Raw genomic sequence first — 26,139 nt, forward strand, 5'->3', positions numbered from 1 at the left:
AGCCCGCATAGGGCCGTACCGATCGCCTGTGGTGAGACACTGGCAAACACGGCTTTTGTAGGACAGCAAAATCACAGCGCCGTCTCCAGCCAGGCATCGGCGTCCGCCTCGAACGCCGCGCGCACGCTCTCGTCACCGATGCGGCCGAGGGCGTCGGCGACGAAGGCGCGGGTGAGCAAGGCCTGCGCCCGGGCACGGGGGATACCACGCGACTGCATGTAGAACAGCGCGCGGGCGTCGAGCTCACCGACGGTGGCGCCGTGCGCGCACTTCACGTCGTCGGCGAAGATCTCCAGCTCGGGCTTGAGGTTCACCGTCGCGGTGCGGTGGAGGAGCAGCCCGCGCAGCGACTGCTCGCCATCGGTCTTCTGCGCGTGGCGGGCGACCTCGACCGCGGCGGCGAGGCTGGCGGTGGAGCGGTCGGCGGCGACGGCGCGCCAGAGCTGGTGGGACTGGCCGTTGGGCTCGGCGTGGTTGACGCGGACGGCGCATTCCTGGCGCTGCTCGCCGCGGGTCAGCAGCGTGCCGCCGACCTCCGCATAGCCCCCCTCGCCGACCCGGACATGGCCGTCGATCCGTGAACCCGCGTCGCCGGCCCCGAGGAAGGTGGCGACGAGGCGGGCGCCCTGCCCCAGCTCTGCCTCGTCGCGCAGCGACACGAACCCGGCGGTCTGCAGCAGCCGCACCGATCGCTGCAGCCGCGCCGAGCGGCCGAGCCGGATGCGGGTGGCGCGGTTGGACCAGCCGGCGCCGACATAGGTCTCCACCACCTGCGCAACCGCATCGTCGGCGAGGTCGATGGTGGCGGGCAGGTGATTTTCGCGGCCGGTGGCGATGTGGACGACCTGCACCGGATCGGCGGCGGCGTCCGCGTCGAGGCGCAGCGCCCAGCCGGACCCGCGCGCGTGCTTGCCGAGCGGGTGATCGCCGGGGGCTTGGTCCTCGATGACAACGCGGTCGAGCTTGCTGCGGGACTCGTCGAGCTTGCCGTCGACGAACAGCAGCCGCGCACCGGGGAGGTCGAGGAACTCATGCTCGGGCGCAGCCACCGGGGCGAGTGCCGCAGCCGCCGACAACGCGCCGAGATCGGCCCAACGCCATGCCTCCGCGCGGGTGGAGGGGAGTTCGAGCAGGGTCACTCTCCGTCACCCTGAACTTGTTTCAGGTTCCACGCGGTACCTTCGACATAGGGCGCAAGGCTGGTGTCGCGCATGGATGCTGAACCAAGTTCAGCATGACGAAGGGAGATCACGCCGCCACCCCGTAACCCTGGCGCTCCAGCTCATGCGCCAGTTCCGGGCCACCGGTGCGGGTGATGACGCCGCTGTCGAGGACGTGGACGAAGTCGGGACGGACATAGTCGAGCAGGCGCTGGTAATGGGTGATGAGGATGACGGCCTTGGCCGGCCCCCCCTCCTTCTGGCGCATGATGCGGTTGATGCCGTCGCCGACGATACGCAGCGCGTCGATGTCGAGGCCGCTGTCGGTCTCGTCCAGGATCGCGAGAGTGGGATTGATGATGCCCATCTGCACCATCTCGTTGCGCTTCTTCTCGCCGCCGGAGAAGCCGACATTGACCGGGCGCTTGAGCATGTCGGCGTCCATATCGAGCTGGGCGGCTTCGCTGCGGGCAAGCTTCAGGAACTCGGCGCCCGAAAGCGGCTTCTCGCCGCGTGCGGCGCGCTGCGCGTTGAGGGATTCGCGCAGGAACTGGACGTTGGAGACGCCGGGGATCTCGACCGGGTATTGGAAGCCGAGGAACAAGCCGGCGGCGGCGCGCTCGTGCGGGTCGAGGGCGAGGAGGTCGAGCCATCCTTCTTCTCCCCTCCCTGAAAGGGAGGGGTCGGGGGTGGGTGGAAGCTTCGCGATCGCAGGAGACTCAGCACCCACCCCCGGCCCCTCCCTTCCAGGGAGGGGAGCAAGGAAGCGCACGCTCCCCGCCGTCACCTCATACCCCGGCCGCCCGCCCAGCACATAGCCGAGCGTCGACTTCCCCGCGCCGTTCGGCCCCATGATCGCGTGCACCTCGCCCGCGTTGACGGTGAGCGAGAGCCCCTTGAGGATCGACTTGCCGTCGATCTCGGCATGAAGATTTTCGATTATCAGCATTCGTGGGGAGGCCTGATCAACGGCTCCGGGAGCCAGTCTGGATTGAGCACCTGCGCCTCTAAATCGAAAGGACAGGTCGTCGGGATGGGGGCAAGCGAGAGGTCGATGTGCGATAGCCGCGCATCCTCAGCCGCCTCTTTATAGGCGCGCTCGAATTCATCTCGAACGACGCGACGCAAGGATGGACTTTGCTCGAACGTCGCAAGCAGATCGCGCCGCTGTACTCTTATCGTACCTCGCCAGCCATTCAGCGGTTCATAGGCCGGCGAGTAGGCGATCTTGAGCATGTGCTCCAGGATTGTCGTCAATCGGCTTTTCACCTGCTTCTTGTCCGAGCCGCCCACGCTCTCGATCTCCTCGGCAAGATTCTCCAAGTCCAGCTCGGTGTTGGCGCGCTCAGCCGCCATGCGACGCAGCACAGCCGCTTGTCGCTGGGTCCATTCGAAAAAGTCCGCTTCGTAAAGCTGTGTCGCCATCACCCGACACTCCCCTCGAGGCTGATCCCCAACAGCTTCTGCGCCTCCACCGCGAACTCCATCGGCAATTGCTGGAGCACCTCGCGGGCGAAGCCGTTGACGATAAGGGCGACCGCCGCTTCCGCATCTAGGCCGCGCGACATGGCGTAGAAGAGCTGGTCCTCGCTGATCTTGCTCGTCGTCGCCTCGTGCTCGATCTGTGCGCTCGGGTTGCGGACCTCGATGTAGGGGATGGTGTGCGCGCCGCACTGGTCCCCTAGCAGCAAACTATCGCACTGGGTGAAATTGCGGACGCCCTCGGCGGTTGGGGCGACCCTAACCAAACCGCGATAGGTGTTGTCGCTGCGGCCGGCGCTGATCCCCTTCGACACGATGGTCGAGCGCGAGCCCTTGCCGAGGTGGATCATCTTGGTGCCGGTGTCGGCCTGCTGGCGGTTGTTGGTCACCGCGACCGAATAGAATTCGCCGACGCTGTTCTCGCCTGCAAGGACACAGCTCGGGTATTTCCAGGTGATCGCGGAGCCGGTCTCGACCTGCGTCCATGCCACCTTGCTGTTGCGGCCCTGGCAGAGCGCGCGCTTGGTGACGAAATTGTAGATGCCGCCGACGCCGTTCTCGTCGCCGGGATACCAGTTCTGGACGGTCGAATATTTGATCTCGGCATCATCGAGCGCGACCAGCTCGACCACGGCGGCGTGGAGCTGGTTCTCGTCGCGCATCGGGGCTGTGCAGCCCTCCAGATACGAGACGTAACTGCCCTTGTCCGCGACGATCAGCGTGCGCTCGAACTGGCCGGTGTTCTCGGCATTGATGCGGAAATAGGTGGACAGCTCCATCGGGCAGCGCACACCCTCGGGGATGTAGACGAAGGTGCCGTCGGAGAAGACCGCGCTGTTGAGCGTCGCGAAATAGTTGTCGCGCTGCGGCACGACCTTGCCCAGCCACTTGCGGACGAGATCGGGATATTCGCGGATCGCCTCGGAGATCGAGCGGAAGATGACGCCCGCCGATTCGAGCTCGGCGCGGAAGGTCGTCGCCACCGAGACGGAGTCGAACACCGCGTCGACCGCGACGCGGCGCTTGGGCAGACCGTCGTCGCCCAGCTCCTCGACGCCGGCAAGCATCTTCTGCTCCTGGATCGGGATGCCGAGCTTTTCATAGACGCGCAGGATCTCGGGATCGACCTCGTCCAGCGACCCCAGCTTCGGCTTGGCCTTGGGTTCGGCGTAATAATAGGCGTCCTGATAGTCGATCGGGGGCACGTTGAGCTTGGCCCAGTCGGGCGCGGCCATCGTCTGCCACAGCGCGAACGCCTTCAGCCGCCAGTCGAGCATCCACTCGGGCTCGTTCTTCTTGGCGGAGATGTAGCGGACCGTATCCTCGCTCAGCCCCTTGGGCGCGAAGTCCTGCTCGATGTCGGAGTGGAAGCCCCACTCATAGGTCTTGGCGACGGCCGCATGGGCCTCGGCGTTCTTCATGCGAATACCTTGGGCGCCGGGATGGGCGCGACGGACAGATGGGCGAGGCTGACGCCGGCGAGCGCGCCGCGGATCGCTTCGTTGACGATGCCCCAATGCGGCTTGACCAGGCAGTGGCCGTCGAGCGCGCAATCGTGGCGCTCCTCGTCGACACAGGTCGTCATGGCGATGCGGCCCTCGACCGCCTCGATGATGTCGGCGAGGCTGATCGCGTCGGCGGGCCGGGCGAGGCGGAAGCCGCCCCCTGCTCCCCGCGCGCTCTCGACCAGGCCGGCGGCGGCGAGCCGGCCGACCAGCTTCTGCGCGGTCGGCAGCGGCACGCCGGTCTCCTCGGCGAGCACCGTCGCCGTCAGCCGTGAAGACGCACAGCTGCGCCGGGCGGCGGCGGCCATCATCACCACGGCATAGTCGGCAAGGCTCGACAGACGCATCTGCTCTCAATTCGGACTAGATCGCTCGGATTGCAGATGGTCCCCCCATCGGCCCGCGTCAACCGGCTTAGGTATCCGAAATGATGCGGTGGACCTGCCCTTCCAGCGCGCGTCGGTGCGCGATGGTCAGCTTGGTCAGCGCGCCGGGCGCCTCGCGCATGCGCCGGGGAGTGAGGCCGGTGAACTGCTTCACCTCGCGGATCATGTGGCTCTGGTCATAGAAGCCCTCGATCTCCTCTCCCCCCGAGGCCATCGTCACCGCCGCGCGCAAGGCGCGGTATTTGCGCGCCAGCAGCTTGGGCGGCGCGCCGTAAAGCGCGTTGCAGCGCCGCTCGACCTGACGCCGCGACAGCCCGGTCTCCGTCAGCAGCGCACCCAACGCCGGCGAGGGCGAGCCCGCCAGCCACTCGTCCACCATCCGGACGAAGGTGAGCGTCGGCGCCCATTCCCCCTTACGGCCGCTTCCGACCAGCCGTCGCAGCAACGGCTCCGCCGCCGCCGCCATTGCCGCCGCGTCGGACGCGTTGCGCAGCGCGACGGCGGTCTCCAGCAGTTGGTCGCCGAACAAGGTCGTCGCATCCACGACACGATTTAGCATCGTCGAGGCGTCGCTCCCGAGCAGCGCCGACCAGCCGGCAGGCGTCACCCCCATGCCGAACACGAGCAGCGGTCCCTCGGCCCGGGCGCGGGTGGGACAGGTGGTCGGGCCGAGCAGGTGGATCGCGGCGGCCCCCTGCTGCGTCCCGTCGTGCATGTGATAGGCGCCGGCGCCGGGCGAGAGCCGAAAGCGCAGCTGCGCCTGCTGGGCGCGTTCGACCTCGTCATGGATGGGCGCGGGCGAGTGGAAGCGATAGAATAGCGTCACATAAGGCTGCAGGTCCGCCGCCGGCAGCACATAGTCCAGCTCCGCGCCGGCCATCGCGACTCACCCCCCCCTGTACCGCCCCCGCGGTCGCCGAAGAAAAGCGGCCCGGCTGACCAAAGTCAACCGGGCCGGAAGGTAGGGCTGCAAGGTGCAGCCCTTGGGTCGCAGCTTGCGTATCGCAGATCGGCGATCGGCCGTATTGGACGAATACGACCGCGCGGTTTTGACCCTGGGAGCGGCCGATGCGAGGAGCGGGCATGACCTCACTCTCCTTCAACCTGCTCAGGACGCTCGACCCAGAGCGCGCGCATGGGCTGACCATCGCCGCGCTCGCCAGCTGGGCGCGGCTCGGCTCGCCGTTGGGCGCGCGCGCGGATCGGTATCCCCGCCTCGCGGCCAGCGTGGCGGGGCTGCGGTTCGCCAATCCGCTCGGCGTCGCGGCCGGCGTCGACAAGGACGCCCGCGCGGTCGGGGGGCTACTCGCGCTCGGGGTCGGCGCGGTGGAGGTCGGCACGCTGACGCCGCTGCCGCAACCGGGCAATCCGCGCCCGCGGCTGTTCCGCCTGGCGGAGGACGCCGGCGTCATCAACCGCATGGGGTTCAACAATGGCGGGCTTGCCGCCGCCCTGGCGCGGTTGCCGACGAAACGGGCCGGCGTGCTCGGCATCAACGTCGGCGCGAACAAGGATGCGGCCGACCGCATCGCCGACTATGCCCACGGGGTCGCCGCCGCCGCAGCTCATGCCGACTATCTGACGATCAACATCAGCTCGCCCAACACGCCCGGCTTGCGTGACCTCCAGCACGGCCCGGCGCTGCGCGACCTGCTCGCCGGCTGCGTCGCGTCGCGGGGCACGACTCCGCTGTTCCTCAAGGTCGCGCCCGACCTGACCTCCGCGCAGATCGACGACATCGCCGCCGCCGCGCTGGAAGGGGGGATCGACGCGCTGATCGTCGGCAACACCACCGTGTCGCGCCCGCCGCTGCGTAGCGCGGACGCCGGTGAGGCGGGCGGCCTGTCCGGCGCGCCGCTCGCCGCGCTCGCACGGGAAAAGCTGCGCGCCTTCCGCACGGCCACCGGCGGGCAGCTGCCGCTGATCGCGGCCGGCGGGATCGGCTCGGGGGCGGAAGCCTATGCCCGCATCCGCGCCGGGGCGAGCCTGATCCAGCTCTACACCGCGCTGGTCTATGGCGGGCCAGCGCTACCCGCTCGCATCCTGCGCGAGCTCGACGCCTGCCTGGCGCGCGACGGCTTCGCCGGCGTGGCGGACGCCGTAGGGGCAGGATAGCGTCTTGCACCCCCCGCCCCCGCCGCTACGGTTCGCGGCGATGAAGATGCTGGTCGCGCTTACCGCCCTCGCCCTGCCGCTTGCCGTCGCGGATGCGCGCAAGGCCGCGCCGCCTGCGCGCGCGGAAGGCATGGTCAGCGCCGCCGATCCGCGCGCGGCGCAGGCGGGCGTCGAGATCCTGAAGGCGGGCGGCAGCGCCACAGACGCCGCCATTGCGACCATGCTCGCGCTCAACGTCGTGGAGCCGCAGAGCTCGGGGATCGGCGGCGGCAGCTTCTGGGTGACGTCGAATGCCGACGGCAAGCTCGCCACCATCGACGCGCGCGAGACCGCGCCGGCGGCGGCGACCGGCCGCTGGTTCTTCGGCCCCGACGGCAAGCCGCTGTCGCGCCGCGATGCGGTCCCTGGTGGCCGTAGCGTCGGGGTACCGGGCGCACTGCGCGGCATGGTGCTGGCGCATCGCCAGGGCGGCCGACTGCCCTGGGCGCGGCTGTTCCAGCCGGCAATCCGGCTCGCGCGCGACGGCTGGATCGTCAGTCCCCGTTTCGCGAGCAGCGCCGCCACCTATACCGCGCACCTCGTGCCGGAGACCCGCGCGCTGTATGCGGGTGCGAACGGCCAGCCGCTCCAGGCCGGCGACCGGCTCCGCAATCCGGCGCAGGCGGCGCTGCTGACCCGGCTGGCGCGGCTCGGCGCCGACAGCTTCTATGTCGGCCCACAGGCGGCGAAGCTCGTCCGCGCCGTCAACACCGCCACCCGCAACCCGTCGGCGATGACGGCGGGCGACCTCGCCAGCTATGCCGCCAAGCCGCGACCGCCGGTCTGCGTCACCTATCGCGTCTACAAGGTCTGCGGCATGGGCCCGCCGTCATCGGGTGGGCTCACCGTGATGATGATCCTGAAGCAGCTCGAACGCTTTGACATGGGCAAGCTGGGCCGCGCCAATCCGGTCAGCTGGCACCTCTTCGCCGAGTCCTCCCGTCTCGCCTATGCCGACCGCGACCTGTACATCGGCGATCCCGACTATGTTTCCGTTCCCGTCGCGGGGCTGCTCGATCCGGCCTATCTGCGCGAACGCTCCGCGCTGATCTCGGCCGACAAGGCGCGCGACAGCTATCTGCCGGGCACCCCGCCCGGCGCGCCGCCGCGCACCCGTGTGCCCGCAGGCGAGGTCGCCGGCACCACCAGCCTCGCGGTCGCCGACGCGCGCGGCAATGTCGTCCACGTCACCACCACCGTCGAAGGCGTGTTCGGCTCCGGGCTTTCGATCGACGGCACGATCCTCAACAACGAGCTGACCGACTTCGACCTTGCACCCGAGAAGAACGGCTTCCTCGTCGCCAACCGGGTCGAGGGCGGCAAGCGGCCGCGCTCGTCGATGTCACCGACGATCGTGTACAATCCCGACGGCAGCGTCCGCCTGACGATCGGCGCCGCTGGCGGACCGACCATCATCGCCCAGATTGCCAAGGCGCTGGTCGGCGTGCTGGACTGGAAGATGACCGCGCAGGACGCGATCGCGATGGGGCTGATCTTCGCGCCCGGACCCAACGCCGTCGCCGAGGAGGGCACCGAGCTTGAAGCCATGGTGCCGGCGCTGCGCGCGCGCGGGCAGAAGATCGTCGTCGCGCCGCTCGGCCTGAAGGCCAACGCCGTCGAGCGGGTCGGCGGCCGCTGGGTGGGCGCCGCCGATCCGCGCAGCGAGGGGGTGGCGATCGACACGACGGGGCGCGTGACGGAGATCAGGCGCGCGGTGCTGCCGCCCAACCGGCCGCCCGAATAAAGCCGAACGGACACGCCAGCGCGCGGGCATGTATCCGCGCGCAGCCTCAGGAGAGAGAATGCACAAGATCGAGGACTTTCCCAATCTCGTCGCGATGTTCTTCACCCGCGCGACAGAACAGGGTGACCGGCCGTTCCTGTGGAGCAAGGAGGACGGCCAGTGGCGGTCGATCAGCTGGACCGACGCCGCGCGCCAGGTCGCGAGCCTCGCCACCGCGTTCGGCGCGCTGGGCCTGAAGCGCGGCGACCGCGTCATGCTGGTCAGCGAGAACCGGCCCGAATGGTGCCTGTCGGACCTCGCGATCATGGCCGCCGGCTGTGTCACCGTGCCGGCCTACATCACCAACACCGAGCGCGATCACCAGCACATCCTGGAGAATAGCGGCGCCTGCGCGGTGATTGTGTCGACCGCGAAGCTCGCCAAGACGCTGATGCCCGCGGTGCTCAAGTCCAACCAGGGCCAGCTCGTGATCGGCATGGAGGAGATGCGCTTCCCCGCGACCGTCGAGCATCACGACCTGCGCGACCTGATCGCCCGCCACCCCGCCGAGCCGGCCGCCATCGCCGCCGATTTCGGCCGCGGCGACCTCGCCTGCATCATCTACACCAGCGGCACCGGCGGTGCGCCGCGCGGGGTGATGCAGCATCACGGCGCCATCCTCCACAATGTCGCGGGCTGCACCGCGGTGATCGCCGAGGACTTCGGGATCGCCCAGCCGGAGACCTTCCTGTCGTTCCTGCCGCTCAGCCACGCCTATGAGCATACCGGCGGCCAGTTCTTCCCGATCGGCGTCGCAGGGCAGATCTACTACGCCGAGGGGCTGGAGAAGCTGGCGAGCAACATGGAGGAGGTACGCCCGACACTGATGTTCGTCGTGCCACGCCTGTTCGAGGTGCTGCACCAGCGGATCACCAAGGCGATCGCCAAACAGGGCGGGCTGTCGCAGCGGCTGCTGGCCAGCGCGCTGACGATCGGCGAGCGCGACTATCGCGGGACGCTGCGCTGGACCGACCGGCCGCTGAAGCTGATCGTCGATCGGCTGTTCAAGCCCAAGATCGGCAAGAAGTTCGGCGGCCGGATGAAGGCGATGGTGTCGGGCGGCGCGCCGTTGACGCCGGAGGTCGGCATCTTCTTCCACTCGATCGGCGTCACCGTGCTGCAGGGCTATGGCCAGACCGAGGCCGGCCCGGTGATCTCCTGCAACCGCCCCTCGACCGGCGTCAGCATGGACACGGTCGGGCCACCGTTGAAGGATACGGAGGTGCGGATCGCCGGGGACGGCGAGATCCTGTTGCGCGGCGAGCTCGTTATGCACGGTTATTGGCGCAACGACGCGGAAAGCGCGCGCGTCCTCAAGGACGGCTGGCTCCACACCGGCGACATCGGCATCATCGACACGCGCGGGCGGGTGAAGATCACCGACCGCAAGAAGGATCTCATCATCAACGACAAGGGCGACAACGTCGCCCCGCAGAAGGTCGAGGGCATGCTGACGCTGCAGCCCGAGATCGCACAGGCTATGATCGCCGGCGACCGCCGCCCCTATATGGTGGCGCTGCTCGTCCCCGACGCGGAGTGGGTGCAGCAATGGTGCGCCAGGAGCGGCAAGAGCTGCGACTTCGCGGCCTTGGCGGAGAATGCGGAGTTCCGCACGGCGCTGGGCGCGGCGGTGGAGCGGGTCAACAAGGACCTGTCGGTGACCGAGCGCGTCCGCCGCTTCATCATCGCCGACGCGCCGTTCGCGATCGAGAACGAGCAGATGACGCCCAGCCTGAAGATCAGGCGCCACGTCATCCGAGGTGTGTACGGCGACCGACTGGACGCGCTGTACAAGCAGTGAGGCGTTCCCTCCCTCTTCAGGGGGAAAGAGGCGATCAGCGCGCGACCGCCTTCGGCACCACCTCGAGCGTCCAGTCCTTGTCGGGCCGCAGATACTTCGCCGCGATCGCCTGCAGCTGCTCGGGCGTGATCGAGACGAAATCCTGCATCATCGTCCGCGTCGCCGTGACCCGCTTGGGATCATAAGCGGCGCCCGCCATCTGCTGCAGCCAGAACTGGTTCCCGGACGAGACCCGGACGATGTACTGGCCCATCGGGCGCAGGATGCGTTGCAGCTCCTCGTCGGGAATGCGGTTCGCGACCAGGTCGGCCGCGATCTCGCGCGCCAGCTGGAAGAAATAGCCGGTCTTGTCGGGCGTCACCTGCCCGACCGCCAGCATGCGGCCGCCGCTCGCCGCGCCGATCGGCCACTGGCTGCCGACGCTGGGCGAATAGCTGGCGCCGGCGGTCTGGCGGAGCCGTTCGAACAGCCGGTCGCTGAACACCTGCGACAGCACGTCGAGGCGCCGGCTGTCGCCGATCGCGTCGACACCGCCGCCGGTCGGCCAGGCGATCACCGCCACCGCCTGGTTCTCCGCGCCGCTATGGGTCAGGCGCACGGGACTCGCGCGGTGGGCGGGAAAGCGGCTCGGCGCGGCGCTGATCTTTGCGGGCGCGCGGGGCGGCAGCGCGCCGAAGCTGGCGGCCACCGCCGTGATCGCCGCGTCGGCCTTGACGTCGCCGAACACGGAGATCTCGAGCGGGCCGCTCGCCAGCACCGGCTCCCACAGCGCACGGAACGCCTTGGGGCTGAGCGCCTCGATCTCGGCGCGCGATGGCGAGCTCCAGCGCGGGTCGCCATCGCGCAGCAGGCCCTCCAAGTCGCGGGACAGCACCCCGGTCGGTGAAGCGTCCTGGCCCGCAAAGGCGGCGAGCTTGACCGCGCGGGCGCGCGCCACCGGCGCCGGATCCCAGCCCGGACGGGCGAGCTTCGCGGCCATCAGCCTGAGCTGATCGGGCAGGTCGGCGGGCGAGGTCATCGCACTGAACGAAAAGGCGTCCTGGTCGATACCGAAGTCGAGCCCCATCACCCGGCCGGCGGTGAGCTGGTCGAGATCGCCCTGGTCGAGCTTGCCGATTCCGCTCGCCACCAGCGCGATGTCGCCCGCCCAGATCGGCGCGCCGCGCTTGGCGGGCAGCTGGCCGTAGCCGCCGCCGAACCGCGCACGGACATAGACGCGGCCGGTCTCGGAGGTGAAGGGGAACAGCAGCATCCGTACCCCGTTGGCGAAGGTGACCTGCTCCATGTCGAGGTCGGGCAGCGTCTCGCGACTGACGACCTTGCCCGGGGCGCCGAGCGCCGGCAGCGCCGCGAAGGTGACCGCAGCCTGCTGGCGGCGCGTCACGCCTGCGGTGGAGACCGGCGCGGCGAGCGCGGCGGCCAGTTTGCTCGGTGCTTCCGCCTGCGCGACGGGGGTCACGACCACCGCGCGGGTCGCGGTGCCCTGGAACAGCCGCTTGCTCGACTCGAAGATCGCGGCCGGAGTGAACATGCCCTTGGCATGGGCGCCCTTGAGGATCTGATAGGATGCAGCGGCGGTGGTCGTCGTCTCGCGGATGTCGAGCGCCTCGACCATGTCGTCGGCGAGCTTGCTGCCCATCGCGACGCGGGCGGTGTCTGCCTCCTGGCGCATGATCGTGTCGAAATCGGCATATTCGCGGTCGACCTCCGCCTGGCTCGGCGGCGTCGCCTGCGCATCGGCGATCACTGCGCGGACGTCTGCCAGCGCGGCTTCCCAGTTGGTGCCGACCGGCAGCACCGTCACCATCGTCATGTTGGCCGAGCGCGCGATGTCGTCGAGCTCGACCGACGCCTGCAGATAGCTGCCGCCGGCGCGCGCGCGCGCTTCCAGCCGCCGGTTCATGACGCGCGTCGCCAGCACGTCCACCAGCCGCTTTTGGTTGAACACGACCGTGTCGGCGTTGAACGTCCAGGGCCGCACCACGCCCAGCTGGACCACGGTGGGCAGGCCGGGCTCCGCCAGCGCGCCGGTGGTCGGCGCGGTGGCGACGGGCTTGCCGAAGTCGGGGTCGACCGGGTTGGGGCCGACACCCTGCCAACCAGCGAAGTTCTTCGCCACCAGCTGGCCGAAGATGGCGGGATCCATGTCCCCGGAGATCACCACCAGCGTTCGCGACGGACGATACCAGCGATCGTGGAACGCGCGCACCGAGGTGGCCGACGCCGCCTCCAGCGTCTTGATGCTGCCGATCGGCGACCGCTCGGCGAGCGGCTGGCCGGCGAAGAAGACGCGGTTGCGCAGGTCCGAGAAACGCACCTGCGGCCCCGGCTGCTCGCGCTGCTCCGACAGCACGACGGGACGCTCCGCGGCGATGGTCTTGTCATCCAGCACCGGGCTCGCCAGCATCCCCGACAGGATCTTCAGGCTCTGGTCGAGGCGGTCGGCCGTGGCGGACGGCAGGTCGAGCTTGTAGGTCGTCGACACCGGGCTGGTGGTCGCGTTGGTGTCCGACCCGAAGGTCGCGCCGAAATTCTGCCACACCCGCTTCGCTTCGCCGTCGGGCACATATTTCGAGGCGCGGAACGACAGGTGCTCCAGGAAGTGCGCGAAGCCGCGCTCGCTGTCGCTTTCGTGCAGCGAACCCGCGTCGATCCGCACCCGCACCGACACCTGCCCCGGCGGCACCCCGTTGCGCCGCACCGCATAGCGCAGGCCGTTGGGCAAAGTCCCGAACTGCCACGCCGGATCCGGCGGGATGTCACTGCCTTCGTACAGCCAGGGGCGCGTGTCGACGGCCGTAGTCGCCGGCCGGGCGGCAGGCGCGGGCCTGCCCGCCTGCTGCCCCATCGCGGGGTGGCCGGTGACGAGGATGAGGGGGACGAGAAGCGAAGCGCCGAACGCGCGCGAAAGAAACGCCATCCCCGGCCCTTAGCCCCCCTGCCCGCCGCCTGCCAGCAATCTTAGTTGCAGCGGGTAAAGGCTTGGTTCGGCCATGTTTTCGTCCCGAACCTTGGCTAGCCGCTGCGGATCGTGCCCTGACGGGCTCCCATGTCTGATTGCAAGGTGAACAATGGCCGCCGGCGTCGATCTACGCCCGATCTCCCCATCCTGGCAGGCGCCGGGCGAGCCGGGCCGCGTCGTGCCGATGCGGCCGGAACCCGGTCGCCCGCTCGTCATCCGCGTTGGCAAGCATCTGCGCGGGCTGTTCGACCGCCTGATCGCATCGAGCTCGCTCGTCTCCAACGAGCCCGTGCTCGACGTCCGTGATTTCCACTGGACGCAGAGCCTGCGCTCGAACTGGGAGGCGATCCGCGACGAGGCGATCGCCGTCGCGCTCCAGGGCGATGCCGCGCCCAGCCTCGCCACCATCTCGCCCGACCACCGCGCGATCGCGGAGGTCGGCAAGTGGCGGTCCTTCTTCCTCTGGGGCTATGGCTATCGCATCGACGACAACGCCGACCGGTGCCCGCGCACCGCAGCCCTCGTCGAGCGCATCCCCGGGCTCAACTCCGCCTTCTTCTCGATCCTGGCGCCCGGCACGCACATTCCCGAGCATCGCGGTGTCACCAAGGGGCTGATCACCTGCCACCTTGGGCTGATCGTGCCGCGCGATGGCGACGTGCGGATGCGGGTCGACGACCGGGTGGTGCGCTGGGCGGAGGGCGAGACGCTGGTGTTCGACGATACCTATGACCACGAAGTCTGGAACGAGACGAGCGGCACCCGCGTCGTCCTGCTGATCCAGTTCGAGCGACCGCTGCGTAATCCCGGTCGCTGGATCGCGGACACGTTCCTGGGCGTGGTCAAACGGTCCGCTTTCGTGCAGGAGGCGCGCGCGAATATCGGTCACTGGAACCGCGCGGTGAAGCAGCTGGACGTGTGAGAGGGAGTAGGGAGCAGGGAGTAGGGACTGGGTTGATCGCGCAGCTCGCCCTAACCTATCCATCCCCGCGCAGGCGGGGGTCCAGGTGCGAGATGCTCGGCGCTAAGGACCAGCCTCTGCAACTGAGCTCATGGGACCTGGGCCCCGGCCTTCGCCGGGGAAGACGAGGCAGGACCGGTGCTGCGTCCCCTACTCCCTACTTCCTACTCCCTTGCGCCCCCCGCACGCCCGCGCCACATGCCGCCCATGCTGATCGAGACCGAGACCACGCCGAACCCCGCCACGCTGAAGTTCCTGCCGGGGCGCACCGTCATGGACGGCGGCACCCGCGACTTCGCGACACCGGAGGAGGCGACCGCAAGTCCGCTTGCCGACGCGCTGTTCGGGCTGGGCGACGTGACCGGCGTGTTCTTCGGCCGCGACTTCGTGTCGGTGACGGCGGCGCCCGGCACCGACTGGCGCGACCTGAAGCCCGACGTGCTGCAGCTGCTGCTCGAGCATTTCACCGCCAACATGCCGCTGTTCCGCCCGAGCGCCGGGTTCAGCGTGCCCGCGCCCGATGCGGAGTTCACCGACGATCCCGCCGACGCCGACATCGTCGAGCAGATCAAGGAGCTGATCGACACCCGCGTCCGGCCGGCGGTCGCGAACGACGGCGGCGACATCGTCTATCGCGGCTTCGACAAGGGCAAGGTGTACCTGCGCATGCAGGGCGCCTGTGCCGGATGCCCGTCCTCTTCGGCGACGCTGAAGCAAGGAATCGAGCAGCTGCTCAAATACTATGTCCCTGAAGTGACCGAGGTGCGCGCGGTATGACGACGCCCCGCCTGGACGACGCCGCGCTCGACGCGATCTTTCGCACCGCGCGTTCCTTTAACGGCTACACCGACCAGCCCGTCACCGACGACGAGCTCCGCGCTTTATGGGAGCTGATGAAGTGGGGGCCGACCTCGGCCAACCAGATGCCCGCCCGCATCGTCTGGGTGCGGACTGAGCAGGCGAAGGAGACGCTCGCCGCCTGCTGCTCGGCGCAGAACGCACCCAAGATCCGCCAGGCGCCGGTGACCGCGATCATCGGCATGGATCATGATTTCCACGAGCAACTACCCTGGCTGTTCCCGCACGTCGATGCGAAGAGCTGGTTCACCGGCAACGCGGAGTTGCGCGCGGCGTCGGCGTTCCGCAACAGCTCCCTGCAGGGCGCGTATCTCATCATCGCAGCCCGCGCGCTCGGCCTCGACACCGGTCCGATGTCCGGCTTCGACGCGGGTGAGGTGGACAAGGCGTTCTTCGCCGACACGCCGGCGGTGAAGACGAACTTCATCTGCACGCTGGGCCATGGCGATCCCGCCAGCGTCTATGGCCGCCTGCCCCGGCCCGATTTCGAGACGTTCAACCGGCTTGCTTGATTCCTGCTCCCGGCCGGGGGAGAGAACGCAGGTGCGCACCCTAGTCATCGATACCGCCACCGCCGCCTGCTCGGTCGCGCTGATCGAGGGCGGCGTGGTGATCGCGCGCAGCGAAGATCACGTCGGCCGCGGCCATGCCGAGAAACTGGTGCCGATGATCGCGGCGCTGCCCGGTGGCGGTCGCGCGCGGCACATTCTGGTCGATGTCGGCCCCGGCAGCTTTACCGGCATCCGCGTCGGCATCGCCGCCGCGCGCGGCTTGGCGCTAGGCTGGAATGCGAGCGTCGCCGGCTATTCCTCACTCGCGCTGGTTGCCGCCGCTGCGTTATCCGATGACCCGGCCGGACCGCTTGCGGCGGTGCTGGAGGGCGGGCATGGCGAAGTGTTCATGCAGGTCTTCGCCGCCCCGCTTGCCGCCCTCGGCCCGCTCGAATCGCTCCCACCCGCGGTCGCGCGGATGCGGATCGCGCACATGCGCGCGGTGGGCGACGGGCTACGCTGGCTGCATGAGGACGACCCTCGCGCAGCACCCGTCGGCGCCCTGCCGCGCGCCACCGATGCGCTCCTCCTGCCGCCCGACCTTGCGCAACTGCCGCCACGCCCGCTCTACGGCCGTGCCCCCGATGCCAAGCCTCCCCCGACCCGCTCGGCACGCTGATGGCGACCCGCTCCCTGCTGCTCCGTGCCGGCTCCCCCCGCGACATCGACGTGGTGGACACGCTAATGGCGGAGGCCTTCGACGCGCGATTCGGCGAAGCCTGGACGCGCGCCCAGTGCCTGGGGGTGCTCGCCATGCCGGGCGTCCGCCTGCTGCTCGCGCAACTCGACGACGAACCCGCCGGCTTCGCGATGGTCCGCACGGTCCTCGACGAGGTCGAGCTGCTGTTGCTTGCGACCGTTCCCGCGCACCGCCGGCGGGGTGTCGCCGCCGCCCTGCTCCGCGGCGCGATGGGCGAGGCGGCAGCGGAAGGGGTGCGGCGGATGCATCTGGAGGTGCGGGCCGGCAACGACGCGGCCCGCCTCTACGTCGCGCAGGGCTTCGCCAAGGTCGGCGAGCGGCGCGGCTATTATCGCGGCAAGACCGGTCAGTCGTTTGACGCTCACACCTATTCGCGCGCGCTCTAGTTGCGAACGGATTAGCGCTTTTCGCAATAAGGCTTTGAGCGTAGGGTGCCGCCATGCCGCGCAACATCGACCTCGAGGCCCTTTGCAACGAGAAGGGGCTGCGCATCACCGAGCAGCGCCGCGTCATCGCGCGCGTGCTGTCCGAGGCCGAGGACCATCCCGATGTCGAGAAGGTGTACGCGCGCGCCTCCGCCGTCGATCCTGGCATCTCGATTGCGACGGTCTACCGTACGGTCCGCTTGTTCGAAGAGGCCGGCATCCTCGACCGCCACGACTTCGGCGACGGCCGGGCCCGTTACGAGCCGTCCGACGCGGCGCACCACGATCACCTGATCGACGTCGAGACGGGCAAGGTGATCGAGTTCGTCGACCCGGAGCTGGAACAGCTGCAAAAGGCGATCGCGGAGAAGCTGGGCTTCCGGCTCGTCGACCACCGGATGGAGCTGTATGGCGTCAGCCTCGGTCGCAAAGACTGAGGCGGTGAGCGCACGCCGGCAGCGCCAGCTGGTGGCGAGACGCGGACGCCCGGCCGGCGGGGCCAAGCGCCCGTCCGTCGACGCGGCTTTGCCGCGGCGGGCCGCTTGAGGCAGGCATGGGTAACCTCCGCCTCACCTTCCGCCTTGCGGCGCTGGCCCTCACGCTCGCCCTCCACCTCGCCCTTCACGGGCTATGGCGCCTGTTCCGCCTCCCCTCTCCCTGGCCGCGCCGGTTCCTCCGCCACTTCGGCCGCATCGCCGGTGCGCGCGCACGGGTCAGCGGTACGCCGCTCGCGCGCAACGTCGTCTTCCTCGCCAATCACCTGAGCTGGATCGACATTCCGGTCCTTGCCGGCGCCACCGGCACCGCCTTCGTCGCGAAGTCGGAGCTGGCCGACCACCCGCTGGTCGGTTTCCTCTGCCGCCTCAACCACACGCTGTTCGTCCGCCGCGGCGACCGGATGGGCATCGCCGAGCAGGTCGCGACGATCCGCGCCGCGCTCGATTCCGGCTGGGCCGTCACCATCTTTCCCGAAGGCACCACCGGGGACGGTGCGACGCTGCTGCCGTTCAAGGCGGCGCTGCTGGCGGTGCTGGAGCCGCCTCCGCCCGGGCTGATGGTCCAGCCGGTGCGCATCGACTATGGCGCCGCCACGCCGAAGCTCGCCTGGATCGGCGACGAGCCGGGCACGTCGCACGGCGCCCGCGTGTTCCGCCGGCGCGGCGCTTTCCCGGTCAATCTCCACTTCCTCGAACCCTTCGCCCCCGCCGATTTTCCCGGCCGCAAGGCGATCGCGGCTGAAGCGCGGCGGCGGATCGAGGCGACCCTCCCGTAAGCCGCGTCCTTCTGCTAAGCGCGGCGTCATGCCCGCCCCGAAAACCTTCCACGTCAAATCCTTCGGCTGCCAGATGAACGTCTATGACGGCGAGCGCATGGCCGAGCTGATGACCGCGGACGGCCTGACCTTGGCCGACGCGAACGCCGCCGATCTGGTAGTGCTCAACACCTGCCACATCCGCGAAAAGGCGACCGAGAAGGTCTATTCCGACATCGGCCGGCTGCGGAAACACGCCAGGCAACACGGCCGTGAACCGATGATCGCGGTCGCCGGCTGCGTCGCGCAAGCCGAGGGCGCGGAGATCATCGCGCGCGCCAAGGTCGACGTGGTGGTCGGGCCGCAGGCCTACCACACCCTGCCGGCCCTGGTCCGCCAGGCCGCCGCCGGCGCACCCGCGCTCGACACCGACCTCCTCGCGCTTACCAAATTCGACCAGCTCCCGACGCGGCGCAGGGTGGGACCGTCCGCCTTCCTCACCGTTCAGGAAGGCTGCGACAAGTTCTGCACTTATTGCGTCGTCCCCTATACCCGCGGTGCGGAGGTCAGCCGCGCCTTTGACGCAATCGTCGAGGAGGCCCGCGCCCTCGTCGACGCCGGCGCGCGTGAGATCACGCTGCTCGGCCAAAACGTCAACGCCTGGGCGGACGGGACGCGCGGCCTCCACGACCTGATCCGCACGCTCGACCGCTTACCCGGCCTGCACCGCATCCGCTACACCACCAGCCACCCCAACGATCTGACCCAGGGCCTGATCGACGCGCATCGCGATGTCGAAAGCCTGATGCCCTTCCTGCATTTGCCCGTGCAGGCCGGCAGCGACCGGGTGCTTCGCGCCATGAACCGCAGCCACACTCGCGACAGCTACCTCCGCCTCCTCGACCGCATTCGCGCGGCGCGGCCAGACATCGCCTTGTCGGGCGACTTCATCGTCGGCTTTCCCGGCGAGACGGAGGCGGAGTTCGCCGAGACGCTGAGCCTGGTCGACGCGGTCGGCTACGCCCAGGCCTTCTCGTTCAAATACAGCCCCCGGCCGGGCACCCCCGCCGCGACCATGGCCGACCAAGTCGCGCCGGAGGTGATGGACGACCGCCTCCAGCGCCTCCAGACGGCACTCAACCGGGATCAGCAGGGGTTCAACGCCGCCACGCTCGGTCGCAGCTGCACGGTGCTGATCGAACGGCGCGGCAAGCTGCCCGGCCAGATGCTCGGCAAGTCGCCCTGGCTGCAATCGGTCCATCTGCTGACCGATGCGCAGGTCGGCGATCTGGTGGAGGTGGAGCTGGTCCAGGCCGGGCCGAATTCGCTGAGCGGCCTGGAACGGATCAGCCAGGCGGCCTGACCGGGCCCGCGTCGCGTGCTTGCGCGTTGCGCTGGGATGATCGACCGAGACTATCTCTTCGCCCTGGTGCTCGGCGGCGGCAGCGCTCTGGGTGCCTACCAAGGCGGCGTGTACGAGGCGATCCACGCCGCCGGTCTGCTCCCCGACTGGGTCTCGGGTGGCTCCGCGGGTGCGGTCAACGGTGCGTTGATCGCCGGCAACGCGCCGGAGGATCGCGTCGGGCGGTTGCGCGCGTTCTGGCGTCCGGGGCTGACCCAAGCCGCCGACGACGGCCCGATTGATGAGTGGCGGCGGACGCTGGCGGTGCCGCTGGCGATGCTGACAGGGCGCACGGGCATGTTCTCGCCGCGGAGCCTGACCATGCCCGCCTGGCCGTTCGGCAACACCGAGCCGCCGAGCCTGTTCGATACCACGCCGCTGGGCGAGGCGATGGCGCGGATGGTCGATTTCGAGCGGCTGAACGCCAGCAGCCCCCGCTACTGCGCCACCGCCGTCGACGTCGAGAGCGGCGACGACGTCGTGTTCGACACCGCATACATGACGCTCACTCCCGACCATATCCGCGCCAGTTCGGCGTTGCTGCCCGCCTTTCCTCCCGTCGAGCTAGAAGGACGCTTGCTCGGCGATGCGGGGATCGCCGCCAATCTCCCGATCGACGCCGTGCTGGAGCATGCCGGGGTTGGCAAGCTGCTGATCGTCGCGGTGGACCTGCTCCCGCTCAAGGCCAACCGGCCCAAGACCCTGACCGAGGTCGCCAGCCGCCTCCAGGATCTGAACTTCGCGACCCAGAGCCGCCGCGCGATCCTGGCCTGGCATCGGCTGCTCGCCGAGCGCCTGCGCGGCCCGGATGCAGGCCAGGTTCCCGCGATCACGTTCGTCCACCTCATTTATGGCGACCAGAGCCGCGAAGTCGTGGGCAAGGCGTTCGACTTCTCGCCTGCAACCATCCGCGATCGTTGGGATTGCGGCGGCCGCGACGCGGGCGAGATGCTGGCGATGCTCGGCGACGGGCGCATTCCCATTGCCGAAGCCCCCGGCCTGCACCTGCACCGGCTCGCGATCGGCGAACCGGGGTTGTAACGAGCCGGTTAGCGCGCCGCGTGGACGGGGCCTAAGTCAGCCCGTATCGGCGGGGCATAGGTAGCGGTCTGCTTTCTACTGGAGCTCGCCAACGGCCGCAGCATTGATGCCGCGAAGGTGCCATCGACATAGCTCGGCACATCGGTCTGGATCGTGCACAGCGCACCGCGTGCCCTGATCACCCTGGCCGCCAAGCCGCCTGGGGTCTGAACCCGCCGCCCGACGATGCACCGCTGCAACGCGGCGGGAGTCGTGAACGCCGCTGGCCGGATCGCCACTGCCGCTGGCAAGAACATGGGAACGGCGCGACCCGTCGCGCCCGCGCTCGGACGCTGGCCGGCATAGGGGGAGGTGGTCGCGTTGCTGCCGGGGAAGCGCACGTCGGATGTGCCCTGAGGTGCGAACACTTCCTCGCCCGCCGGATAGGTGTAGGTGGGGGTCGGAAAGGCCGGGCACTTGGCGCGCGCGACGCGATACTTGGCGCCCGGATCGGTAACGACGCAGGGTCGCCAGTTGGCGCCCACCTTCACCTCGATGCGCTGCCCCACCGTGAAAAGCGATCGCGCCGTTGCCGGCGTGGCCATCACAACCACGCCCAGGATGATCCACCGCATCCTACTCCCCCATTTTCCCCGCCATCAGGCTATGCGCCTTGGCGCTGTCCTACAAGGTTAAAGACTGACAAGGCTTGGCCACGCGCCGCTTGCATTCCATGCGGGTGGAGCCGACCTTGGCGCCACGACGTTTATGCCTAAACTTCCCCTCAACTTCCGCGCCGAAAGGATTGCATGAGCCGAAAGCCCGTTCCCGCCCAGTCCGGTGACCGCAGCCGGGTGGAGGTGCTGTTCGACAAGCCGCAGGCGCTCAGCCGTCTGTTCGGCCAATATGACCAGAACCTGGTGGCGCTGGAGAACCGGCTGGGCGTGTACATCACCGCGCGCGGCAACCGAGTCGGGCTGGAGGGTCCGGCCGAGCAGGTCGCGGTCGCGCGCGATGTGCTGCATGACCTGTATGCCCGCATCGGCCGCGGCGAGGATGTCGATACCGGGCTGGTCGACGCATCGATCGCGATGGCAGCGGAGCCGACGCTCGACGGCATCATCCGTGCCGATGGCGGCGCCACTGGTCCGGGGGGCGGCGCGTCGATCATGATCCGGACGCGCAAGAAGACGATCGTGCCGCGCACGCCCGCGCAGGCCCACTACATGCAGGCGCTGACCAGCCACGACATGATCTTCGCGCTGGGGCCGGCGGGCACGGGCAAGACCTATGTCGCGGTCGCGCAGGCGGTGGCGCAGCTCATCACCGGCTCGGTGCAACGGCTGATCTTGTCGCGCCCCGCGGTGGAGGCGGGCGAGCGACTCGGTTTTCTGCCCGGCGACATGAAGGAGAAGGTCGACCCCTATCTCCGCCCGCTCTACGACGCTCTCTACGATTGCCTGCCCGCCGAGCAGGTCGAGCGCCGCATCGCGTCCGGCGAGATCGAGGTCGCACCGATCGCCTTCATGCGCGGTCGCACGTTGGCCGACGCCTTTGTCATCCTCGACGAGGCGCAGAACACCACGCCGGCGCAGATGAAGATGTTCCTCACCCGCTTCGGCCAGAACAGCCGCATGGTGATCTGTGGCGACCCCAAGCAGGTCGACATCCCCGGCGGCGTCGAGGCGTCGGGTCTGGCCGACGCGGTGCGCAGGCTGGAAGGGGTGGAGGGCATCGCGATGGCGCGCTTCACCGCCGGCGACGTGGTCCGGCATCCGATCGTCGGGCGGATCGTCGAGGCATATGAGGGCGCGGATTGACAGCCAGGATATCCAACACTAGCAACGGATATCCAGGAGATTGCGATGGGCGCGCTGTACGTCAAGGATGCTGAAGCCTTTCGACTGGCTAAGGAATTGGCGGAGCGGCGTGGTCTGACCAAGGCAGCGGCAGTCAAGCTCGCTCTTGCCAACGAGCTGGCGAAAGACGTGCCCAAGAAGTCCCTGCACGAGATAGCGGCCGAGCTGCGGCGGACGTCGAACTTGCGGTTTGATCCTGACGTCGTGATCGACAAAGCGTTCTACGACTCGCTTTATGACGGCGAATGAACCTGTTCGTCGACGCCTCTGCCCTAGTCGCCATTTGTCGCGGCGAGCCTGAGATGGATGAACTCATCTCGGCGCTTGAGCGGAGCCATCGCCCTCTCACCAACGGGATAGCGATGTGGGAGGCATCCCGGGCCCTTGCGCGGGATCATGTCGACGGGTTGTCCGGCGGCCTGTTCGAAGTGAGGAGGTATATCGACAGCTTCTGCATCGCCATAGTCCCGATCGGGGGCGCCGAAGCGAACGAAGCGGTGTGGGCGCAGCAGCGCTATGGGAAGGGCACGGGGCATCCGGCCCAGCTGAACATGGGCGACTGCTTTGCTTATGCTTGTGCGAAGACCAACAGCGCCGATCTGCTCTACAAGGGTCAAGACTTCATTCACACTGATTTACGATGATTCACGTCGAACTCTCCCACGTGCCTTCCTGGCCCGACGCCGACTGGACCGCGCTTGCCGCCCGTGCCGCCTTGGCCGCCTTGGAACGGACGCCTCATGGTGAACTCGCCACCTCGCAAGCGCTGATCGAGGTGTCGGTACGGCTGACCTCGGACGAAGAGGTCCGCCAGCTCAATGCGCAGTACCGGGGCAAGGACAAGGCGACAAACGTCCTGTCCTTTCCGATGATCCAGCCCGACCTGCTCGATACCGTCACCCAGAACTCCGACGCCAAAGTCGGTGGCGCAAGCGCCACGGGGGGCGAGGTGCTGCTCGGCGACATCGTGCTCGCGCACGGCGTCTGCGCGGCCGAAGCGGCGGAGCGCGGTATCGGAACCGAACAGCATGCAACCCATTTGATCGTACATGGCGTCCTGCATTTGCTAGGCTACGATCATCAGGACGATGACGAAGCCGAGGCGATGGAGGCCATCGAGACCGACGTGCTCCGCTCGCTGGGGCTTGCCGACCCTTATCTCATCCGCGAGGACGACTGAGACTTGCCCGAGGACCGAAGTAGCACCAGCCCAAGGATTCAAGGCGGGGCCGACCTCAACGAAAGCGGCATCTGGCGCGGCCTGAAGACGCTGATCTTCGGCGACCAGCAGGAAGACACGCTGCGCGAGCAGCTGGAGGAGGCGATCGACCGGCACGAGGGCGATCCCGCTCCCGACGCGAAGGGCGACCTGTCACCGCTGGAGCGACAGATGGTCCGCAATCTCCTCCATTTCGGCGAGCGCGACGCCGGCGACGTCGGCGTGCCGCGCGCGGACATCGTCGCGGTGGAGGAAGGCACCAGCTTCGCCCGTCTGGTGCAGCTGTTCGCGGAAGCCGGGCACAGCCGGTTGCCGGTCTATCGCGGCGAACTCGATACGATCATCGGCATGGTCCATATCAAGGACGTGTTCGCGATCCTTGCGACCGGCGCCGAATACCCTTCCACGCTCGCCGAGCTGATCCGCCAGCCGCTCTATGTGCCAATGGCGCGCGGGACGCTCGATCTGCTCGCCGACATGCGTTCCAGCCGCGTCCACCTGGCGGTGGTGCTCGACGAATATTCGGGCACCGAGGGGCTGGTGACGATCGAGGACCTGATCGAGGAGATCGTCGGCGAGATCGAGGACGAGCATGATGAGGCGCCGACCGCGTTGATGGTCCCGCTCGATGGCGGCGCCTGGGAGGCGGACGCGCGCGCCGAGCTGGACGACGTTGCAGAGACGATCGACCGCCGGTTGGGCGAGACGGACGGCGACATCGACACGCTCGGCGGGCTCACCGCGATGCTCGCCGGCCATGTGCCGGCGATCGGTACCTGTCTCGACCACCCGTCCGGCTGGAAGCTTGAGGTGATCGACGCCGACGAGCGCCGGATCAACCGGCTGCGCCTCCACCCACCCGTGCCCGAACCGGAAGAGGCCTAGCGACGGCCTCGCGGATCAGGGTGCCCAGCAGCCGGAACTCGGCCCCGCGCGGATGGCCCTTGCGCCAGGCCAGGGCGATGCGGCGCTCCGCCTGCCCTTCCAGCCGCTGGCTGGCGACGCGTGAGCCGGACAGGATGCCGGCACGGACTGCCATGTCCGGCAGGAAGGTGATGCCCAGCCCCGCCTCGACCAGCTGCACCACCGTCTGCAGCGTCGATGCGACCAGCGGCGCGTCGACCGGCGGATGCGCCAGATTGCAGGCGGCGAGCGCATGGTTGCGCAGACAGTGACCGTCCTCGAGCAGCAGCAGCCGGTCGGTGTCGATTGTATCGATCGGGATCATGGTGTCCGATTGCTCCGCAGCGGGCACCGCCAGCACCAGCCGATCGACCGCTACCTCGCACGTCTCCACCTCGCCGCAATCGGCGGGCAGCGCGAGCAGCACGCAGTCGGCCGTGCCGCGCGCCAGCGCCTCACAGGCGGCGCCGGTCAGCATCTCGCGCACGAACAGCTTCACGCGCGGCGCGGTGGTCGGCAGGTCGGCAAGGATGCGCGGCAGCAGGAAGGGCGCCACGGTCGGGATCGCCACCAGCCGCAACGGCCCGACCAGCGGCTCGCGCGCGCCCTGCGCGACGGCGTACAGGTCCTCCGCTGCGCGCACCACGTCCTGCGCCCGCGCGACCACTTCCTCTCCCAGCGCGGTAAAGCGCACCGAGCGCTTCGACCGCTCGACTAGGGCGGTGCCGAGCAGCCGTTCCAGCTCCGCAATTCCAACCGACAGCGTCGACTGCGTGACGAAGCAGGCCGCTGCCGCGCGACCGAAATGCTGATGCTCGTGAAGCGCCAGAAGATAGGTCAGCTGGCGGAGCGACGGGAGCGGCGTACTGATCGTAAATCCCTATCGAACAAATCGCATTCATTCATTGGAGTGATTTGTCGAACACGTCCATAGCACCGCCACGCACGATTCACGCGCGCCTCGCAGGGGTGTGCGGCACCCAGAGGAGCATCGACATGGACGCCATCACCACCGGCAGCCCGATCAACGATCCCAAGAAGCAGCCCGCGGCGATGCGCCGCCTGCTCGGCCACACCCATCGCGACTGGTGGCCGGAGGCGCTGTCGCTGCACATCCTCCATCAGGGCGGCGTTTCGCCCGATCCGCATGGCGAGGACTTCAACTACGCCGAGGCGTTCAAGAAGCTTGATTACGCCGCAGTGAAGGCGGACCTGACCGCGCTGATGACCGACAGCCAGCCCTGGTGGCCGGCGGACTACGGGCATTACGGCCCGTTCTTCATCCGCATGGCGTGGCACTCGGCCGGCACCTATCGCACCGGTGACGGACGCGGCGGGTCGTCGTCGGGCGGACAGCGATTCGCGCCGCTCAACAGCTGGCCGGACAACGGCAACCTCGACAAGGCGCGTCGCCTGCTGTGGCCGATCAAGCAGAAATACGGTCGCAAGATCAGCTGGGCCGACCTGTTCATCCTGACCGGCAACGTCGCGATCGAATCGATGGGTGGGCCGGTGTTCGGCTTCTCCGGCGGTCGCGCCGACATCTTCGAGCCCGAAAAGGACATCTACTGGGGCACGGAGGAGGAATGGCTCGGCCAGACCCGGATCGACGAGGAGGCGGGGCTGGCGCTCGAAAGCCCGCTCGCCGCGATCCAGCACGGCCTGATCTACGTCAATCCCGAAGGTCCCGGCGGCAAGCCCGACACCCGCGGTTCGGCGCGTGACCTGCGCGCCACGTTCAGCCGCATGGCGATGA

At 68.8% G+C, this 26,139-nt stretch carries 27 protein-coding genes; 18 read left to right on the forward strand and 9 right to left on the reverse strand.

The genetic code is table 11. From position 1 onward, the window contains the following. Window positions 1-71 precede the first annotated feature (71 nt). The 6 genes from VFQ64_RS00340 to VFQ64_RS00365 all read right to left on the reverse strand — a co-directional run bounded on the left by VFQ64_RS00340 (window position 72) and on the right by VFQ64_RS00365 (window position 5,413). Complete coding sequence (locus VFQ64_RS00340; RefSeq protein WP_325101302.1) at window positions 72-1,139, reverse strand: SufD family Fe-S cluster assembly protein; 1,068 nt, start codon at window positions 1,137-1,139, stop codon at window positions 72-74. A 109-nt stretch (window positions 1,140-1,248) separates the two neighbouring features. Continuing rightward, window positions 1,249-2,109 carry a Fe-S cluster assembly ATPase SufC gene (gene sufC, locus VFQ64_RS00345; RefSeq protein WP_325101303.1) on the reverse strand — a complete coding sequence of 287 codons (861 nt, stop codon included), beginning with the start codon at window positions 2,107-2,109 and terminating at the stop codon, window positions 1,249-1,251. Then, entirely contained in the window at window positions 2,103-2,585 is a 483-nt protein-coding gene (locus VFQ64_RS00350) for a DUF29 domain-containing protein (protein ID WP_325101304.1), read from the reverse strand. Before VFQ64_RS00350 ends, sufC begins: the two co-directional genes overlap by 7 nt. Then, window positions 2,585-4,063, reverse strand: a complete 1,479-nt coding sequence (gene sufB / locus VFQ64_RS00355; RefSeq protein ID WP_325101305.1) for a Fe-S cluster assembly protein SufB — start codon at window positions 4,061-4,063, stop codon at window positions 2,585-2,587. Before sufB ends, VFQ64_RS00350 begins: the two co-directional genes overlap by 1 nt. Further along, on the reverse strand, window positions 4,060-4,494 hold the full coding sequence (locus tag VFQ64_RS00360; protein WP_325101306.1) for an SUF system Fe-S cluster assembly regulator: 435 nt from the start codon (window positions 4,492-4,494) through the stop codon (window positions 4,060-4,062). The genes sufB and VFQ64_RS00360 overlap by 4 nt, the downstream gene beginning before the upstream one ends. Before the next feature lie 67 nt (window positions 4,495-4,561). Further along, window positions 4,562-5,413 carry an AraC family transcriptional regulator gene (locus tag VFQ64_RS00365; RefSeq protein WP_325101307.1) on the reverse strand — a complete coding sequence of 284 codons (852 nt, stop codon included), beginning with the start codon at window positions 5,411-5,413 and terminating at the stop codon, window positions 4,562-4,564. A gap of 203 nt (window positions 5,414-5,616) precedes the next feature. Between VFQ64_RS00365 and VFQ64_RS00370 the strand changes: the two genes are divergently transcribed. The 3 genes from VFQ64_RS00370 to VFQ64_RS00380 are packed head-to-tail and all read left to right on the forward strand — an operon-like array spanning window position 5,617 to window position 10,271. After that, window positions 5,617-6,648, forward strand: a complete 1,032-nt coding sequence (locus tag VFQ64_RS00370; protein WP_325101308.1) for a quinone-dependent dihydroorotate dehydrogenase — start codon at window positions 5,617-5,619, stop codon at window positions 6,646-6,648. A gap of 40 nt (window positions 6,649-6,688) precedes the next feature. Continuing rightward, window positions 6,689-8,431, forward strand: coding sequence for a gamma-glutamyltransferase (ggt, locus tag VFQ64_RS00375; RefSeq protein WP_414712843.1), 1,743 nt, complete (start codon window positions 6,689-6,691; stop codon window positions 8,429-8,431). A 58-nt stretch (window positions 8,432-8,489) separates the two neighbouring features. Next, window positions 8,490-10,271, forward strand: coding sequence for an AMP-dependent synthetase/ligase (locus VFQ64_RS00380; protein ID WP_325101309.1), 1,782 nt, complete (start codon window positions 8,490-8,492; stop codon window positions 10,269-10,271). 34 nt (window positions 10,272-10,305) lie between these two features. Here the strand turns inward: VFQ64_RS00380 and VFQ64_RS00385 are convergent, their stop codons facing one another. Beyond that, a complete protein-coding gene (locus VFQ64_RS00385) occupies window positions 10,306-13,191 on the reverse strand; it encodes a M16 family metallopeptidase (protein ID WP_325101310.1) in 2,886 nt (961 codons plus the stop codon). Between the two features lie 151 nt (window positions 13,192-13,342). Here VFQ64_RS00385 and VFQ64_RS00390 point away from each other — a divergent pair, with 151 nt between their 5' ends. The 9 genes from VFQ64_RS00390 (at window position 13,343) to VFQ64_RS00430 (ending at window position 20,423) form a co-directional block, all read left to right on the forward strand. Beyond that, a complete protein-coding gene (locus VFQ64_RS00390; protein ID WP_325101311.1) occupies window positions 13,343-14,155 on the forward strand; it encodes an aspartyl/asparaginyl beta-hydroxylase domain-containing protein in 813 nt (270 codons plus the stop codon). A 246-nt stretch (window positions 14,156-14,401) separates the two neighbouring features. After that, the gene (locus tag VFQ64_RS00395) at window positions 14,402-14,971 is read left to right on the forward strand and encodes a NifU family protein (RefSeq protein WP_325101312.1); all 570 of its coding nucleotides are present in this window, start codon (window positions 14,402-14,404) and stop codon (window positions 14,969-14,971) included. Continuing rightward, entirely contained in the window at window positions 14,968-15,564 is a 597-nt protein-coding gene (locus VFQ64_RS00400) for a malonic semialdehyde reductase (protein WP_325101313.1), read from the forward strand. The genes VFQ64_RS00395 and VFQ64_RS00400 overlap by 4 nt, the downstream gene beginning before the upstream one ends. Before the next feature lie 31 nt (window positions 15,565-15,595). Beyond that, window positions 15,596-16,222, forward strand: a complete 627-nt coding sequence (tsaB, locus tag VFQ64_RS00405; protein ID WP_325101314.1) for a tRNA (adenosine(37)-N6)-threonylcarbamoyltransferase complex dimerization subunit type 1 TsaB — start codon at window positions 15,596-15,598, stop codon at window positions 16,220-16,222. After that, on the forward strand, window positions 16,222-16,689 hold the full coding sequence (locus tag VFQ64_RS00410) for a GNAT family N-acetyltransferase (RefSeq protein WP_325101315.1): 468 nt from the start codon (window positions 16,222-16,224) through the stop codon (window positions 16,687-16,689). Before tsaB ends, VFQ64_RS00410 begins: the two co-directional genes overlap by 1 nt. A gap of 53 nt (window positions 16,690-16,742) precedes the next feature. Continuing rightward, on the forward strand, window positions 16,743-17,165 hold the full coding sequence (locus tag VFQ64_RS00415) for a Fur family transcriptional regulator (RefSeq protein WP_325101316.1): 423 nt from the start codon (window positions 16,743-16,745) through the stop codon (window positions 17,163-17,165). A 116-nt stretch (window positions 17,166-17,281) separates the two neighbouring features. After that, complete coding sequence (locus VFQ64_RS00420; RefSeq protein ID WP_325101317.1) at window positions 17,282-18,001, forward strand: lysophospholipid acyltransferase family protein; 720 nt, start codon at window positions 17,282-17,284, stop codon at window positions 17,999-18,001. Between the two features lie 28 nt (window positions 18,002-18,029). After that, on the forward strand, window positions 18,030-19,343 hold the full coding sequence (gene miaB / locus VFQ64_RS00425) for a tRNA (N6-isopentenyl adenosine(37)-C2)-methylthiotransferase MiaB (protein ID WP_325101318.1): 1,314 nt from the start codon (window positions 18,030-18,032) through the stop codon (window positions 19,341-19,343). Between the two features lie 36 nt (window positions 19,344-19,379). Beyond that, complete coding sequence (locus tag VFQ64_RS00430) at window positions 19,380-20,423, forward strand: patatin-like phospholipase family protein (protein WP_325101319.1); 1,044 nt, start codon at window positions 19,380-19,382, stop codon at window positions 20,421-20,423. A gap of 8 nt (window positions 20,424-20,431) precedes the next feature. Here the strand turns inward: VFQ64_RS00430 and VFQ64_RS00435 are convergent, their stop codons facing one another. Continuing rightward, complete coding sequence (locus VFQ64_RS00435) at window positions 20,432-21,037, reverse strand: hypothetical protein (protein ID WP_325101320.1); 606 nt, start codon at window positions 21,035-21,037, stop codon at window positions 20,432-20,434. A 174-nt stretch (window positions 21,038-21,211) separates the two neighbouring features. Between VFQ64_RS00435 and VFQ64_RS00440 the strand changes: the two genes are divergently transcribed. From VFQ64_RS00440 to VFQ64_RS00460, 5 genes are read left to right on the forward strand one after another with little or no spacing between them, the layout of a single operon-like run. Beyond that, on the forward strand, window positions 21,212-22,222 hold the full coding sequence (locus VFQ64_RS00440; RefSeq protein WP_325101321.1) for a PhoH family protein: 1,011 nt from the start codon (window positions 21,212-21,214) through the stop codon (window positions 22,220-22,222). 45 nt (window positions 22,223-22,267) lie between these two features. Then, window positions 22,268-22,510 (forward strand): type II toxin-antitoxin system VapB family antitoxin, encoded by a 243-nt coding sequence (locus tag VFQ64_RS00445; RefSeq protein ID WP_325101322.1) that lies wholly within the window; start codon window positions 22,268-22,270, stop codon window positions 22,508-22,510. Continuing rightward, on the forward strand, window positions 22,507-22,905 hold the full coding sequence (locus tag VFQ64_RS00450) for a type II toxin-antitoxin system VapC family toxin (protein WP_325101323.1): 399 nt from the start codon (window positions 22,507-22,509) through the stop codon (window positions 22,903-22,905). The genes VFQ64_RS00445 and VFQ64_RS00450 overlap by 4 nt, the downstream gene beginning before the upstream one ends. Then, complete coding sequence (gene ybeY, locus VFQ64_RS00455) at window positions 22,902-23,441, forward strand: rRNA maturation RNase YbeY (protein WP_325101324.1); 540 nt, start codon at window positions 22,902-22,904, stop codon at window positions 23,439-23,441. Before VFQ64_RS00450 ends, ybeY begins: the two co-directional genes overlap by 4 nt. Window positions 23,442-23,444: 3 nt before the next feature. Continuing rightward, window positions 23,445-24,365, forward strand: coding sequence for a hemolysin family protein (locus VFQ64_RS00460; protein ID WP_325101325.1), 921 nt, complete (start codon window positions 23,445-23,447; stop codon window positions 24,363-24,365). Here the strand turns inward: VFQ64_RS00460 and VFQ64_RS00465 are convergent. After that, the gene (locus tag VFQ64_RS00465; protein ID WP_325101333.1) at window positions 24,316-25,254 is read right to left on the reverse strand and encodes a hydrogen peroxide-inducible genes activator; all 939 of its coding nucleotides are present in this window, start codon (window positions 25,252-25,254) and stop codon (window positions 24,316-24,318) included. The two genes, VFQ64_RS00460 and VFQ64_RS00465, sit on opposite strands and share 50 nt — an antisense overlap. Window positions 25,255-25,379: 125 nt before the next feature. Here VFQ64_RS00465 and VFQ64_RS00470 point away from each other — a divergent pair. Further along, window positions 25,380-26,139: peroxidase family protein (locus VFQ64_RS00470; RefSeq protein WP_325101326.1), on the forward strand; the 760-nt coding region annotated here is incomplete at its 3' end.

This window comes from Sphingomonas sp. (assembly GCF_035714405.1).
Classification (GTDB): Bacteria; Pseudomonadota; Alphaproteobacteria; order Sphingomonadales; family Sphingomonadaceae; genus Sphingomonas.